Here is a 14011-nt window from a genome sequence, read left to right on the forward strand (position 1 = left end):
CGCTTTGCTTACCGTTCCTTCTATGAATCTGACCTACTACGGGCACTCCTGCTTCCTCCTGGAAACCGGGGGCAGCCACGTTCTTTTCGACCCCTTCATCCGCCCCAACCCGTTGGCCAAGGACGTGGCAGTCGATAAAATCGAAGCGGATTACATCTTCCTCAGCCACGGCCACGGCGACCATGTGGCCGACGTGGAGGAAATCGGCAACCGGACCGGCGCGCAGCTGCTGGGCATGTTTGAAGTGCTGGCCTGGTTTGAAGCCAAGGGCCTGAAAGCCGACCTGAAAATGAACATCGGCGGCACCGTGGAACTCCCTTTCGGCACCGTGCAACTGGTGGCCGCCGCCCACTCCAGCTCCCTGCCCGACGGCTCCTACGGCGGGCTGGCCGCCGGTTTCGTGATCAAGGCAGAAGGCAAAACCTTCTACTTCGCCGGCGACACGGCCCTGACCTACGACATGAAGCTCATCGGCGAGCAGCACCAGCTCGACTTCGCCATCCTGCCCGTGGGCGACCACTTCACGATGGGCGTGGACGATGCGCTGACGGCCGCCACCTGGGTGGGCGCCACCAAAGTCATCGGCATGCACTTCGACACCTTCCCTCCCATCAGCATCAACCACGACGAAGCCCGGGCTAAAGCCCAGGCCGCCGGCAAGGAGCTGGTGCTGCTGAAAGTAGGCGAAACGATTTCTTTCTGAGTTGTCAGTTGCCAGTTGCCGGTTGTCAGTCTTCGGAATGCAGCCAGCACTACCTGGCAACTGGTAACTGACAACTGACAACTGACTCATGGGCAAAATTATTGCGGTAGCGAACCAGAAGGGCGGCGTGGGCAAAACCACCTCCTCGATCAACCTGGCAGCCTCCCTGGCGGCGCTGGAGTATCGGACCCTGCTCGTGGACGCCGACCCCCAGGCCAACGCCACTTCCGGCGTGGGTTTCGACCCGAAGGACATTGAAAACAGCATCTACGAGTGCATGGTGGACGGCATCAACGCCCAGGACATCATCATTCAGACCAACATTCTGCCCCACCTCGACCTGATGCCCTCCCACATTGATTTGGTGGGGGCCGAGGTGGAGATGATTAACCTGCCCAACCGGGAGGAGAAGATGAAGGACGCCCTGCGCCCGCTGGCCGACCTCTACGACTTCATCATCATCGACTGCTCGCCTTCGCTGGGCCTGATTACGGTGAACGCCCTCACGGCTGCCCACTCGGTTATCATTCCGGTGCAGTGCGAGTATTTCGCTCTCGAAGGCTTAGGCAAGCTGCTCAACACGGTCAAAATCATCCAGAGCCGCCTCAACGAGGAACTCGAAATTGAGGGCATCCTGCTCACGATGTACGACGTGCGCCTGCGCCTGAGCAACCAGGTGGTGGAGGAAGTAAAGCTCCATTTCCAGCAGCTGGTGTTCGACACCATTATCCCGCGCAACGTGAAGCTGAGCGAGTCGCCGAGCTTTGGCATTCCCGTTATCCTGCACGACGCCGAGAGCAAGGGCAGCATCAGCTACCTGAACCTGGCCCGCGAAATCGTGGAGAAGAACATCGAAGCCACCGACGAGCCCGAACAGGCCCGCGAAGACACGGCAGGATTCGCCGGAGAAGGCAAGTAGCTTATAGTCTGCCAGAAACTGTCATTCCGACGAAGGAGGAATCTGGGTCAGGTCGTTGAACTGTCTGTTCGCTGACGTTGACCCAGATCCCTCCTTCGTCGGAATGACAGTTTCTGGCCTTGTGTTTCACGATTTTTCGCAGGGCGTGGAACATTTTCTCGTCGCCATCCCGCGCGTTTGTGTATTTTTGATTTCCGCTTTGGCTCCGTGCTATTGGGTGAAGGCGGCTTGCAGGTATGACTGAAAAAACCGAAGAGAAGAATACGCCGGCTGCGGCTCCCAAGCGCCGGGTGGGCGGGTTGGGGCGGGGCCTGAACGCGTTGATTGAAGGCAGCTACGAGAAGAAGAGCGAGCGGCTGGGCCTGGTGCCCCACCCCGTGAACTCCGTGGGCCTGATTCCGGTGGGCCAGATTCAGGCCAACCCCTACCAGCCCCGCACCCACTTCGACCAGGATGCCCTCCAGGACCTGGCCGAAAGCATCCGCGTACAGGGCATCATCCAGCCCGTTACGCTGCGCCAGACTGGCACCAACTCCTACCAGCTCATCAGCGGGGAGCGGCGCTTGCAGGCGTCCAAGCTCGCGGGCCTCGATGCCATTCCGGCCTACATCCGCAAGGCCGACGACCAGCAGATGCTGGAAATGGCCCTGATTGAGAACATCCAGCGCGAGAACCTCAACGCCATCGAAATTGCCCTCAGCTACCAGCGCCTGGTGAGCGAGTGCAACCTCAAGCAGGAAGAGCTGGGCGACCGGGTGGGCAAAAACCGCTCGACAGTGACCAACTACCTGCGCCTGCTCAAGCTCCCGCCCGATATCCAGATTGGCCTGCGCGACACGGTTATCAGCATGGGCCACGCCCGCGCCCTGATCAGCATTGAGAGCATGGACCAGCAGCTGGCCCTGTTCCGCCGCATTGTAGACGAGGACCTCTCGGTGCGCAAGGTGGAGCAGCTCGTGCGCAGCGGCGCCGGCCACGCCGCCCCGGATGCCGAGAAGAAAACTACCCAGCCCGCCGAACCGGCCGTACCGGTAGCCGAAATCAAGCGTACCGAGCGCCACCTCTCGGAGCGGTTCGGGAGCCGGGTGCTGGTAAAGCCCGGGCCCCAGGGCCGGGGCGAAATCAAAATTGCCTTCGACTCGGTGGAGGACATGCAGCGTATCCTGCATATTCTGCACCCGGCTTAACCCCCACGGCGAAGGGCGGACCTGGTTCCACCCTTTGTTGCCTTTTAATACGCGCTTGGTATACTAGCCGACCAGTAGTAGCCGTTGAACAATAGCCAGACCGCCCCGGCCTGATTTCAATTGCTGTCCGGGATTTGCTTTTCGCCAACTGCTTCATCCGTATGCTCCACTTTCGCTCTTTTTCGGCCCTTCGCTGTTCGCTGCTGCTGGGCACGCTGCTGGCGCTGCCCCAGGCAGGCCACGCCCAGGTAGTCACGGCCGGGTCCGACTCGGTGCGGGTGGCCGCCAAACCCGTGGCCGACTCCACCCGCCGCACCGAGCGCCTGTTCGGGCGGCCCGTTACCCGGCCCCAGAAGGCGGCCCTGCTGGCCCTGATGCTGCCCGGCGCGGGTCAGATTTACAACCGCCGCTACTGGAAGCTGCCGCTGGTGTACGGCGGGTTGGGCGGCGTGGGCTACGGCCTGTTCTTCTACCAGTCGCGCTACAAGGAATACGTGCAGGGCAAGGCTGATTTGCTGGCCGGCAAGCAAATCAGCGAGCTGTCCGGGGCGAATGTGGTCCAGGAATCCAGCCCTATTAATGTGCAGCGCGGCATCGTGTTCTACCGCCGCAACCGCGACACGTTCATTGCCTACACGGCCCTGGTCTACGGCGTGACCATCCTGGATGCGCTGGTGGATGCCCACCTGCGCGACTTCGACATCAGCGACGACCTGGGCCTGCGCCTCGAACCAGCCCTGCTGCCCACCCAAACCATTGCCCCCCGGGCCGGGCTGGCCCTTACTCTGTACCTGAAATAATACGTTGGCGCGAGCCGGCCCAATGCCTCCGGGCGGCCGGCCGGTGCCAATGCGCGTTCTGAAATTCTGCTTTCCATGAAGATTCTCCTGATCGGCTACGGCAAAATGGGCCGGGCTATCCAGGCCCAGGCCATTGCCCGGGGCCACCAGATTGCCGGCATCATCGACCCGGCCCGGCCCGAAACCCGCATCACCGATTTCTCGCCCGCCGAAGTGGACGTGGCCATCGAGTTCACCCACCCCGACGCAGCTTTCCAGAACGTGACCGACTGCCTGCAACAGGGCTTGCCGGTGGTGTGCGGTTCTACGGGCTGGCTCCATCACTTCGCCGAGGCTAAGGCCCTGAGCCAGCAGACCGGCACGCCCCTGTTCTACGCCTCCAACTATAGCGTGGGCGTGAACCTGTTCTTCCACTTCAACGAGTACATGGCGGCCAAAATGCACCAGTTCGGCGGCTACGACGTGCAGGTGCGCGAAATTCATCACACCCAGAAGGTGGACCAGCCCAGCGGCACGGCCCTCACCACGGCCGAAGGCATTCTGCGCCACTTCCCCGGCAAAACCCGCTGGCGCAACGATGCCGCCACCGAAGCCCACGAGCTGGCCGTTATTTCGGAGCGCGAGGGCGCCGTCATCGGCACCCACATCGTAACCTACTCCTCCCCCGCCGATACCATCGAGCTCAAGCACGAGGCCCACACCCGCGAAGGGTTCGTGCAGGGTGCGCTGCTGGCCGCCGAGTGGCTCCCGGGCCGGCAGGGCGTGTTCGGCATGAAGGATTTGCTGGGGTTATAAGTTGGTAAGTGTACTGGTCGGCAGGGCAGAATGTGCATCGCCTCCTCATCGGAAAGCAGGTGAATCATTCTCCCTTCTTTAGCAGCCTAACTTTTTAACTTTCTACCTTCCCGACTTTCTAACTGATACATCATGGCAGTACAATCCTGGGAGAAATACCTCGAACAGAATCCATCGGCTCCGGTACCCCCCGGGCAGGTGTCCAAGAAGCGTAAAAGCCCCGTCCGGGAGTGGGGCGACGCCATCCTGTTCGCGGTGGTGGCCGCCACGCTCATCCGCTGGGCTACGTTTGAGGCCTACACCATTCCTACACCCAGCATGGAGCACACCCTGCTGGTGGGCGACTACCTGTTCGTGAGCAAGCTGCACTACGGCCCGCGCACGCCCCAGACGCCTTTACAGGTACCCCTGACCCACCAGACGGTGTGGGGCACCAGCCTTAAAAGCTACTCCGAGCTGATTCAGCTACCCAGCTACCGGCTGCCCGGCTTTTCGGAGGTGAAGAACAACGACGTGGTGGTGTTCAACGTGCCCTTCGAGGCCGAGCACCCCGCCGACCTGCGCACCAACTACATTAAGCGCTGCATCGGTATTGCCGGCGACGTGCTGGAGGTGCGTCAGGGCCAGGTGTTCATCAACGGGAAGCCCGCCAAAAACTTCCCCGAGATGCAGAGCAGCTACTTTCTGCAAGTCCCCGAGTCGAACGACGACCTGCTGGCCGCGTTCAAGAGCCACGGCGTGGTAGAGTACGGCGTGCCCGAGGGCCTGCCCTATCAGATGGATACCGAGCAGTACGGCCGCGGTTTTGAGGTGAGCATGACCCGCGCCGCCTACGACTACTTCAAGCAGCAGTCCTACGTGAAGGGCATCATCGACCTGAAAACACCCATCGGCCAGAAGGAGCGCCAGGAGGTATTCCCCAACAACCCCGACTACCCGTACAGCCAACCTCTCCAGAACCCGCCCTTCCCCACCTGGAACAAGGACAACTACGGCCCGCTCCAGATTCCGAAGGAAGGCCAGACGGTGCAGCTCACGCCCCAGAATTCACCCCAGTACCAGAAAATCATTCTGCGCTACGAGCACAACGAGGGCATGAGCGTGGACGCCAGCGGGCAGATTCTGCAGAACGGCCAGCCTCTCACGAGCTATACCTTCAAGCAGAACTACTACTTCATGATGGGCGACAACCGCCATAACTCCCTCGATTCGCGCTTCTGGGGCTTCGTACCCGCCGACCATATCGTGGGCAAGGCCGTGCTCATCTGGCTCTCCGTAGACCCCAACGCCGACTTCATCCACCGCATCCGCTGGAACCGCCTCTTCAACTTGGTCGACTAGGATCACAGATGTTGCTGATGAAAGGGATGACGTTCGGTAGCAGATGAGCGCGTTTCATTACCGATGATCTAAAAAGAGAAAAGCCATTCTACCCGAATGGCTTTTCTCTTTTTAGATAGATATTCTCATCCGTCCTGGCGGCCGTTGAACGTCATCCCTTTCATCTGCAACATCAGCAACATCTGTGATCCATGTGTGATCTATCTACCAGTGAATCGGCTGCTCGCCGTGCTGTTGCAGGTAGTCGTTGGTCTGGCTGAAGGGGCGGCTGCCGAAGAAGCCCCGGTCGGCGGCGTAGGGCGAGGGGTGGGCCGCCTTGAGCACAAGGTGCTTGTGGGCATCAATGATTTCGCCTTTTTTCTGGGCGGAGGCCCCCCAAAGAATGAACACAACGTGCTCCTTCTCATCGGAAATATGCTGGATGACGGCATCCGTGAACTGCTCCCAGCCTTTCTTCTGGTGGCTGGCGGGCTCCTTGGCCCGCACCGTGAGCGTGGCGTTGAGCAGCAGCACCCCTTGCTCGGCCCAGCGGTCGAGGTTGCCGTTGGCAGCGGGCGGCGTGGCGGGCAAATCGGCCTGCAACTCCTTGAAAATATTCTGGAGCGAAGGTGGGGTGCGCACGCCTTCGGCCACCGAAAAACTCAGGCCGTGGGCCTGGCCCGGGCCGTGGTAGGGGTCCTGGCCCAAAATCACTACCTTAAGCTTACTGAAGGGGCAGGCATCGAAGGCGTGGAAGATCTGGGGGCCGGGCGGGTACACCGCCGCCGTGGCATATTCGCCCTTCACAAAGGCAATCAGGTGCTGGAAGTAGGGCTTTTCAAACTCGGGCGCCAACGCACGACGCCAGCTTTCTTCTATCTTTACCGACATAGGGGCAACAATTATTTTTTCGGTTTCCTGCGCCAATCCTTGCTTGGCTACCGTAGATAAACCAATTTCCGGCCTGCGCTGTTAGCTTTTTTCTTCTCTGGAACTCAGCTGTTATGAATACCACCACCACTCAGGGCGTAACCGTTAGTGTTACCACCAATTACCTGCCCGATTATTCCAGCCCGGGTCAGGAGCATTACGTTTTCGCCTACAAAATCGATATCCGCAACAACAGCGAATATACGGTGAAGCTACTGCGCCGCCACTGGTTTATCTACGATGCCAACGGCGTGGTGCGGGAAGTGGAGGGCGAGGGCATTGTGGGCCAGCAACCCACCCTGGAGCCCGGCGAATCGCACCAGTACGTGTCGGGCTGCAACCTGAAATCGGGCCTGGGCAAGATGCGCGGAACCTACCAGATGGAGCGCCTGATGGATGGCAGCGAGTTCACCGTCGAAATCCCGGAGTTTACGCTGGTAGTGCCCTACCGGCTCAACTAACCGTTTTTTTCCTCAGCTCCCAGATCAGCCGCTCCTTCGGGGGCGGCTTTTTTATGCCATTGAAAACGGCTCGCGGCCTGCCGCGCAATCCCGGGGCCATTTTCGCATTCCGTATACAGACCTCATCCGGGGAGGAAGCGTGTATACCTGCCCTAGTATACACGCTTCCTCCCCGGATGAGGTCTGTATACTAGGGTAGGTATACACGAGTCGTCCTTAGATGAAGAGTGTATACCAAACACAACTGGCAGCGGGTTGCCCGCGTCGGGTGAGGCTTTGCGACGGGAGGACGGGCATTCTGGCCGGCGCGAAGTAGCTTTGCTCACCTGCTTACTTTACCGGGGCAACGCCCCACTTTGCCCTACTGCGTCTTGCTTTTCCAAATCCTCAGCTTCCTGCGGTTTCTGCTGCGCTCCGGCAACGCCCACGGGCTGCATTCGCCCTTCGTGTTCGGGCTCTACACCCACGTCATCAACCACGCTGGCACGTTTGCGGCCAACACGCGCGTGGAAACACGCCGCACCGAGTTGCTGGCCGACTCTACCGCCATTGCGGTGCGCGACTTCGGGGCAGGCTCGCACACCGGGGCGGGCCGCACGCGCCGCCTGCGCGACATTGCCCGCACTGCTGCCAAACCGCCAAGGCTGGCGCAGCTGCTGTTCCGGCTCGTCAACCACTTTCAGCCGGGCACAGTGGTGGAGTTGGGCACGTCGCTGGGCCTCACCACGGCCTACCTGGCCGCGGCCAACTCCCAGGCCCGGGTGCTCACTTTTGAAGGGTGCCCGGCCACGGCGGCCGTAGCCCGCCAGACCTTCCAGGCAGTGGGCATACACAACGTAACGCTCATCGAAGGCAACCTCGACGACACCCTCACTCCCACCCTGGCCGCGCTGCCCGCCCCCGTCGATTTTGCCTTCTTCGACGGCAACCACCGCTACGAGCCCACCCTGCGCTACTTCGAGCAGTTGAACCGCCACCGCACCGACCACAGCGTGTTCGTACTCGACGACATCCACTGGTCGGCGGACATGGAACGGGCCTGGGCCACCATCCAGCAGCACCCCGACGTGACGCTGACTATCGACTTGTTTTACATCGGCCTGGTCTTCTTCCGCCCCAACCAGCCCAAGCAGCATTTCGCGCTGCGCTTCGATAATCTGCTGGATAAGCTCCTGGAGCAAACCCGGGCATTCGGGGCGTAGTTTTTGGTTGTCAGTTGTCAGTTGTCAGTTGTCAGTTGTCAGTAAAAGAACGTCATCCTGAACGGAGCGAAGGATCCTCTCAAGTCAGCACGAATCGTTATTACGGTCGTTCCAACGTGAAAAGATCCTTCGCTCCGCTCAGGATGACGTTCTGTTACTGGCAACTGACAACCAGCAACTGAAAACTCAACGCACTGCTTCCCGCACGCGGGTCAGCTTTACCAGCAGGTCTTCCAGCTGGTCCAGGACCAGCATATTGGCCCCGTCGGATTTGGCGGTGGCCGGCGTGGGGTGGGTTTCGATGAACAGGCCGTCGGCCCCCACGGCAATGGCGGCTTTGGCAATAGTTTCGATGAGCGCCGGCTGGCCGCCCGTCACGCCGCTGCTCTGGTTGGGGCGTTGCAGCGAGTGGGTTACGTCCATCACTACCGGTACGCCGAAGGCGCGCATAGCGGGCAGGTTGCGGAAGTCCACCACCAGGTCAGAGTAGCCGAAGGAGTTGCCCCGGTCGGTCAGCAGCACGTGCTCGTTGCCCGACTGCCGGATTTTGTCCACTGCGAACTGCATGGATTCGCCGTTCAGAAACTGTCCTTTCTTCACGTTGACGACCTTGCCGGTTTGGGCAGCCGCAATGAGCAAATCGGTCTGCCGGCACAGAAAGGCCGGAATCTGGAGCACGTCTACGTACTCGGCTGCCATAGCCGCTTCGCCCGATTCGTGGATGTCGGTGACGGTGGGCACCCCGATTTCGCGGCTCACTTTCTGGAGGATGCGCAGGGCCTTCTCGTCGCCGATGCCGGTGTAGGAATCGAGGCGGGAGCGGTTGGCCTTGCGGTAGGAGCCTTTGAAGATGAAGGGAATCTGGAGCTTGTCGGTGATATGCTGGACCCGCTCGGCGATACGCAGGGCCATGTCTTCACCTTCAATCACGCAGGGGCCGGCCATCAGAAAAAACTGGCCGGAGTTGGTGTTGCGGAAGTGCGGCAGCACGTTGGCTAAGGCTTCAATCATGGTGGTTGGGGGCTTGGGGACTTGGGCTGGGAAACGGTTTTGTCATCCTGAGCTTACGAAGGATCCTCTCACGCCGGAACAGTCCTATCAACGACTCGTTTTGACGTGAAACCACGGTCCTTCGCCAGCTCAGGATGACGGTTCTTTCTTATTCATCACCGTCTATCAGCGGCTTGCGTTTCAAACAGATAAAAAGCTCCTTACCCTGGCGGGGCTTAAGGGAGTTGGTGGCGGTTTCGAAGTGTTGGACGTCGAAGTAAGGGGCGAAATACGCCTCGTACTCCGGGCGGCTGCCCCCGAAGGGCGGGCCGGCCTTCTCAAATTCGGTGTCGAAGAGCAGGCCCATGAGCGTACCGCCGGGCCGGAGCAGGCCAGCAGCCTGCCGGGCGTAGGCGGGCCGCAGGGCCGGGTCGAGGGCGCAGAAAAACGTTTGTTCGACCAGCAAATCGAAAGCGGGCGTGGGCTGGAGGGCAAAAAAATCGGTGCGCAGCAAGTGTTCCGCCGGAAAATCGGGCACGCGCCGGGCCAGGGCTTCAAGGGGCGCGGGGGCCAGGTCGGCGACCCACACGTTGGGCCAGCCGGCAGCGTGCAGATACTCAGCCTCGTAGGCGTTGCCGGCCCCGGGAATCAGAATCCGACGGGCATCGGGCTTACCCAACTGGGCAAAATATTCGCGCAGGGGCGGCGTTATGGCGCCCGCATCCCAGCCGGTTTGGCCGCTTACGTAGCGCTGCTGCCAGTAAGCAGCATCAAAAGGCAAATCCGGGGGCATATCGTGGCAGGGTTGTACCTTCGGCGCTTGCCGGGGTAAGGAACTCCGTTATTTTTGTCTCAAAGGTAGTACCTGCGCCCGGACTCTCCGGGCTTCACTTAACCCCTCTCGACTATGGAACAAGATCAGAGCCCCGAGCCGAAGAACAACAACCGCGTCCTGCTGATTGTGGCCCTCATTCTGGTGCTGTTGGGCATCAATGGGTTCCTGTTCTACATGAACCAGCAAAAGACCAAACAGAACGAGCAGCTCCAGGCCGATGTCGTCACCAAAGATGCCAAACTCGAAGACCAGATCAAGCAGTACGAAGCCCTGAAGGCTGATTACGAGCGCCAGAGTCAGGAAGTGCAGGGCATGGGCCTGGCCAACGATTCGCTGGTAGCCAAGCTGGCCCAGATCAACTCCGACCTGCTGAAACTGCGCTCCTTCCGGGCCAGCAGCTTCAGCGTAGCCGAGCAGCGCCGCTTCAAGCAGCGCGCCGCCAGCTTCGAGGTGCAGCTGCGCAAGAAGGACGAAGAAATTTCCCAGCTCAAGGCTGATAACGAGGCGCTTTACACCGAAGCCACCACCCTTAAGGAGCGGCAAAACAAGCTTACCGATACCATTTCGTCGGTAGTGCGCTCCAACCGTGAGCTGATCGAAAAAGTAGCCGTGGCCTCGCGCCTGCAAGCCGAAAACATCCGCGTGGGCGTCGTCAACAGCCGCGACAAGGAGAAGGAGGACACCGACAATGAGTTCAAGGCCAAGCGGGTCGAGAAAATCAAAGTAACCTTTAACCTGGCCCGCAACGACGTTTCGCCGAAGGAAACCAAGGAAATCATGATGCGCCTGATCGAGCCCGACGGCGCGGCGCTCTACAACCTGAGCACCGGCGGTGGCACGTTCATGATTGAGGGCTCCGAGGCGTTCTACACGGCTAAGCAGGACCTCGTGTTCGACAATACGCGCCAGCCCGTGCAGTTCCTGTACGCCAAAGGCGCGCCCTACAAAACCGGCCTGCACACCGTGGAACTCTACGAAGGCGGCGTGATGATTGGCAAAACCACCTTCACCCTCAAATAAGGATCACGGATTAGCGCGGATTTTAACGGATTTCACGGATTTTGTAGCTGGGCCTAACGGCATCGTCTACTGCCACAAAAAAGCGAAAGGCCACCTCAGTTGAGGTGGCCTTTCGCTTTTTTAATAGGCTACAAAATCCGTGGAATCCGTGCTAATCCGTGATCTGGGCTTCAAAGTCGTCGAGCTTTTTCAGGGTGGCTTTGATGTCCTCGGTGAACATGGTGATGACGGAGCCGGGGCGGGCGGTAGCCAGCACATGGTCGATGGCCTCCATTTCGTTTTCGATGTAGGTGATGGGCACCTCCGGATCATCGAGGCGCAGGCCGCGCATCATGATTTCCCGGAGCTCTTCCGCTGTTTTACCGCGCAGGTCCTTGTCCTGGCGCAGAATCACTTCGTCGAACACCCGGCCAGCGATGCGCGAGAAGGCCAGCGTGTCTTCGTCGCGCCGGTCGCCCAGGCCCGAGATGATGCCCACTTTGTGGGTGGCCTCGGTCGCGTCGAGGAACTGGGCGAACTTCTCCATGCCGTGAGCATTGTGGGCGTAGTCCACGATTACCTCGAAGTTGGCAAACTTGTACACATTCATGCGGCCCGGTGTTTTGACTCCCGAGGGCACGAAGGTGCGCAGGGCCAGCTTGATATCGTCCTTGTCGAAACCGTAGCAGTAGCAGGCCAGCGCGGCGGCCATCGCGTTTTCGATGTTGAAGGTTGCCCGTCCCCCGAAGGTAATCGGGAACTCGGCGGCCCGGTCGATGCGCAGCTTGTAGCTGTTCTTATAAATGGTGATGTAGCCTTCCTCGTACACGGCGGCCAACCCGCCGTTTTCGGCGTGCTCCCGGATGCGGGGGCTGTGCTCGTTCATGCTGAACAGGGCCACCCGGCACTCCAGCTTTTCGCGCATGGCGTACACCAGGTCGTCGTCGGCATTGAGCACGGCCCAGCCGTTCTTGCGCACCGTGCGCGGCAGCACGCCCTTCACCGCGGCCATGTCCTCCACAGTATAAATATCGCGCATGCCCAGGTGGTCGGCAGCCACGTTGGTCACCACCGCTACGTCGCAGTTATGAAAGCCCAGGCCCGAGCGGAGCATCCCGCCGCGGGCCGTTTCCAGGACCGCAAAGTTCACGGTGGGGTCCTTGAGCACGAACTCGGCGCTCTGCCCACCCGTGCAGTCCCCGCTTTGCAGCTGGGTGCCCTGGATGTAGATGCCGTTGGTGGTGGTATAGCCTACCTTGAGGCCCTTCGAAGACACGATGTGGGCCACCAGCTGGGTAGTGGTGGTTTTGCCGTTGGTGCCCGTAATGGCAATAATCGGAACGCGGGCCTTGTTGCCGGCCGGAAACAGCATGTCGACTACCGGGGCGGCCACGTTGCGGGCCAGCCCTTCGGTGGGCGAAATGTGCATCCGGAAACCAGGGGCCGCATTCACTTCAATCACGGCCCCACGGGTTTCGTTGAGCGGAATGGCAATGTCGGAGGTCAGCAAATCAATCCCGCAGATGTCGAGGCCCACGATGCCGGCCACGCGCTCGGCCAGCAGCACGTTGTAGGGGTGCACCAGGTCAGTCACATCGGTGGCAGTGCCACCGGTGCTGATGTTGGCTGTGCTCTTGAGAAACAGCTCCTGCCCGGCCGGCAGCACCGAGTCCAGGGTCAGGTCCTGGGTTTTGAGTAAGTCCTGGGTGTGCTGGTCGGCCTTGATGCTGGTGAGCACCTTTTCGTGGCCCACGCCCCGGCGCGGGTCCCGGTTTACGTCCTCAATCAACTCCTGCACCGTGCTGGTGCCGTTGCCCCTGACGGCGGCGGGCGTGCGCTTGGCGGCGGCGATGAGCTTGCCGTTCACTACCAGCATGCGGTAATCGTAGCCGGCCACGAGCTGCTCCACAATCACGGCGCGGGAGTGTTTCTGGGCGGCTTTGAGGCCCTCCACGGCATCGTTCCAGTTGGTGATGCCGATGGTAGCGCCCCGGCCGTGGTTGCCGTCGAGGGGTTTGGTGACGATGGGAAAGCCCAGCTCCTCAATGGCGTCGCGCAGCTCGTCCTCGGAGTAGACCGTGGTGCCGTTGGGCACGGGCACGCCCGAATCGTGGAGCATGGCCTTGGTACGGTTCTTATTGCCAGCCACTTCCACGCCCGCGTGAGAGGTATAGCTGGTAGTAGTGGCCCAGATACGCTTCTGGTTCACGCCGTAGCCCAGCTGAATGATGTTGCTGTTTTTGAGCTGGATGTAGGGAATGTTGCGCGAAGCCGCCTCCGACACAATGCTCCAGGTGCTGGGGCCGAAAAATTCTTCTTCCCGGATTTCGTGCAGCTCGTCCACCAGCGCCTTCACGCTCACCGGCCGGCCGTGGCAGATGTCATCTATAATCTGCACCGCCGCTTCGGCCGCCATGCGGCCGGCCCGCTCCTCCTGGTAGGAAAACACCACGAACTCCACGCCCGCCTCGTGGGCCGGGTACGACTTACCCCAGTACACGGGCATACCCGCCATCCGCTGCAAGGCCAGCGCCACGTGCTGAATCACGTGGCCCAGCGGCTCACCATCAACCAGCTGCTCGGCCGTGAGGGGGGGGTGTTTCTGGGCCGATTTCTCCGATTCGGCGGGTTGGGGCTCCCCCAGTCCGGGCAGCAGCTTCGGTAGTTGCTCCGCCAGCGCCGGAATAGCGCCCGACCACACCTCGGCCTGGTCCTGCAAATCCACTTTCATTACAATCAGCTTGTAATGTTTCACGGACCAGAAGCTGGGGCCGCGCATCGTGCGGAGGTCAATAATTTTCATAAAGGGAGAAAGAAGAAAAAAGGGGACGTGGGCGATTCTACGCAGGAACGGAATGTAGGGATAATGT

General features: G+C 60.5%; 13 protein-coding genes. 9 read left to right on the plus strand and 4 right to left on the minus strand.

From position 1 onward, the window contains the following. Positions 1 to 22 precede the first annotated feature (22 nt). The 6 genes from D0T11_RS05720 to lepB all read left to right on the plus strand — a co-directional run bounded on the left by D0T11_RS05720 (position 23) and on the right by lepB (position 5745). Positions 23 to 703 carry a metal-dependent hydrolase gene (locus D0T11_RS05720; protein ID WP_119654824.1) on the plus strand — a complete coding sequence of 227 codons (681 nt, stop codon included), beginning with the start codon at positions 23 to 25 and terminating at the stop codon, positions 701 to 703. A gap of 88 nt (positions 704 to 791) precedes the next feature. Continuing rightward, positions 792 to 1622: a ParA family protein gene (locus D0T11_RS05725; protein WP_245990614.1), complete on the plus strand. Its 831-nt coding sequence runs from the start codon at positions 792 to 794 to the stop codon at positions 1620 to 1622. A 236-nt stretch (positions 1623 to 1858) separates the two neighbouring features. Continuing rightward, entirely contained in the window at positions 1859 to 2809 is a 951-nt protein-coding gene (locus tag D0T11_RS05730; protein ID WP_182888264.1) for a ParB/RepB/Spo0J family partition protein, read from the plus strand. 161 nt (positions 2810 to 2970) lie between these two features. Further along, positions 2971 to 3609 carry a DUF5683 domain-containing protein gene (locus D0T11_RS05735; RefSeq protein WP_147374536.1) on the plus strand — a complete coding sequence of 213 codons (639 nt, stop codon included), beginning with the start codon at positions 2971 to 2973 and terminating at the stop codon, positions 3607 to 3609. A 75-nt stretch (positions 3610 to 3684) separates the two neighbouring features. Next, the gene (gene dapB / locus D0T11_RS05740) at positions 3685 to 4404 is read left to right on the plus strand and encodes a 4-hydroxy-tetrahydrodipicolinate reductase (protein WP_119654826.1); all 720 of its coding nucleotides are present in this window, start codon (positions 3685 to 3687) and stop codon (positions 4402 to 4404) included. Positions 4405 to 4536: 132 nt separating this feature from the next. Next, a complete protein-coding gene (lepB, locus tag D0T11_RS05745) occupies positions 4537 to 5745 on the plus strand; it encodes a signal peptidase I (RefSeq protein ID WP_119654827.1) in 1209 nt (402 codons plus the stop codon). A gap of 204 nt (positions 5746 to 5949) precedes the next feature. On the opposite strand, the gene D0T11_RS05750 is transcribed toward lepB, so the two are convergent. Next, entirely contained in the window at positions 5950 to 6615 is a 666-nt protein-coding gene (locus D0T11_RS05750; RefSeq protein ID WP_119654903.1) for a uracil-DNA glycosylase, read from the minus strand. 113 nt (positions 6616 to 6728) lie between these two features. On the opposite strand from D0T11_RS05750, the gene apaG reads away from it, so the two are divergent. Together apaG and D0T11_RS05760 are read left to right on the plus strand one after the other, a co-directional pair. Further along, positions 6729 to 7115 carry a Co2+/Mg2+ efflux protein ApaG gene (gene apaG / locus D0T11_RS05755; protein WP_119654828.1) on the plus strand — a complete coding sequence of 129 codons (387 nt, stop codon included), beginning with the start codon at positions 6729 to 6731 and terminating at the stop codon, positions 7113 to 7115. Between the two features lie 371 nt (positions 7116 to 7486). Further along, positions 7487 to 8317, plus strand: coding sequence for an O-methyltransferase (locus tag D0T11_RS05760; RefSeq protein ID WP_119654829.1), 831 nt, complete (start codon positions 7487 to 7489; stop codon positions 8315 to 8317). 186 nt (positions 8318 to 8503) lie between these two features. Here the strand turns inward: D0T11_RS05760 and kdsA are convergent, their stop codons facing one another. Further along, complete coding sequence (kdsA, locus tag D0T11_RS05765) at positions 8504 to 9328, minus strand: 3-deoxy-8-phosphooctulonate synthase (RefSeq protein WP_119654830.1); 825 nt, start codon at positions 9326 to 9328, stop codon at positions 8504 to 8506. Between the two features lie 148 nt (positions 9329 to 9476). Next, positions 9477 to 10100: a methyltransferase domain-containing protein gene (locus D0T11_RS05770; protein ID WP_119654831.1), complete on the minus strand. Its 624-nt coding sequence runs from the start codon at positions 10098 to 10100 to the stop codon at positions 9477 to 9479. A gap of 114 nt (positions 10101 to 10214) precedes the next feature. On the opposite strand from D0T11_RS05770, the gene D0T11_RS05775 reads away from it, so the two are divergent. Further along, positions 10215 to 11162 carry a hypothetical protein gene (locus tag D0T11_RS05775; RefSeq protein ID WP_119654832.1) on the plus strand — a complete coding sequence of 316 codons (948 nt, stop codon included), beginning with the start codon at positions 10215 to 10217 and terminating at the stop codon, positions 11160 to 11162. Positions 11163 to 11313: 151 nt separating this feature from the next. Here D0T11_RS05775 and cphA read toward each other — a convergent pair whose 3' ends face one another. Then, a complete protein-coding gene (cphA, locus tag D0T11_RS05780) occupies positions 11314 to 13944 on the minus strand; it encodes a cyanophycin synthetase (RefSeq protein WP_119654833.1) in 2631 nt (876 codons plus the stop codon). Between the last annotated feature and the right edge of the window lie 67 nt (positions 13945 to 14011).

The sequence above is a fragment of the Hymenobacter rubripertinctus genome, from assembly GCF_003583925.1.
Lineage (GTDB): Bacteria > Bacteroidota > Bacteroidia > Cytophagales > Hymenobacteraceae > Hymenobacter > Hymenobacter rubripertinctus.

Coding starts and splice junctions, on each gene's coding strand:
- lepB (WP_119654827.1), top strand. CDS start 4,537: ATGGCAGTACAATCCTGGGAGAAATACCTCGAACAGAATCCATCGGCT.
- dapB (WP_119654826.1), top strand. CDS start 3,685: ATGAAGATTCTCCTGATCGGCTACGGCAAAATGGGCCGGGCTATCCAG.
- kdsA (WP_119654830.1), bottom strand. CDS start 9,328: ATGATTGAAGCCTTAGCCAACGTGCTGCCGCACTTCCGCAACACCAAC.
- apaG (WP_119654828.1), top strand. CDS start 6,729: ATGAATACCACCACCACTCAGGGCGTAACCGTTAGTGTTACCACCAAT.
- cphA (WP_119654833.1), bottom strand. CDS start 13,944: ATGAAAATTATTGACCTCCGCACGATGCGCGGCCCCAGCTTCTGGTCC.
- D0T11_RS05730 (WP_182888264.1), top strand. CDS start 1,859: ATGACTGAAAAAACCGAAGAGAAGAATACGCCGGCTGCGGCTCCCAAG.
- D0T11_RS05735 (WP_147374536.1), top strand. CDS start 2,971: ATGCTCCACTTTCGCTCTTTTTCGGCCCTTCGCTGTTCGCTGCTGCTG.
- D0T11_RS05750 (WP_119654903.1), bottom strand. CDS start 6,615: ATGTCGGTAAAGATAGAAGAAAGCTGGCGTCGTGCGTTGGCGCCCGAG.
- D0T11_RS05775 (WP_119654832.1), top strand. CDS start 10,215: ATGGAACAAGATCAGAGCCCCGAGCCGAAGAACAACAACCGCGTCCTG.
- D0T11_RS05720 (WP_119654824.1), top strand. CDS start 23: ATGAATCTGACCTACTACGGGCACTCCTGCTTCCTCCTGGAAACCGGG.
- D0T11_RS05770 (WP_119654831.1), bottom strand. CDS start 10,100: ATGCCCCCGGATTTGCCTTTTGATGCTGCTTACTGGCAGCAGCGCTAC.
- D0T11_RS05725 (WP_245990614.1), top strand. CDS start 792: ATGGGCAAAATTATTGCGGTAGCGAACCAGAAGGGCGGCGTGGGCAAA.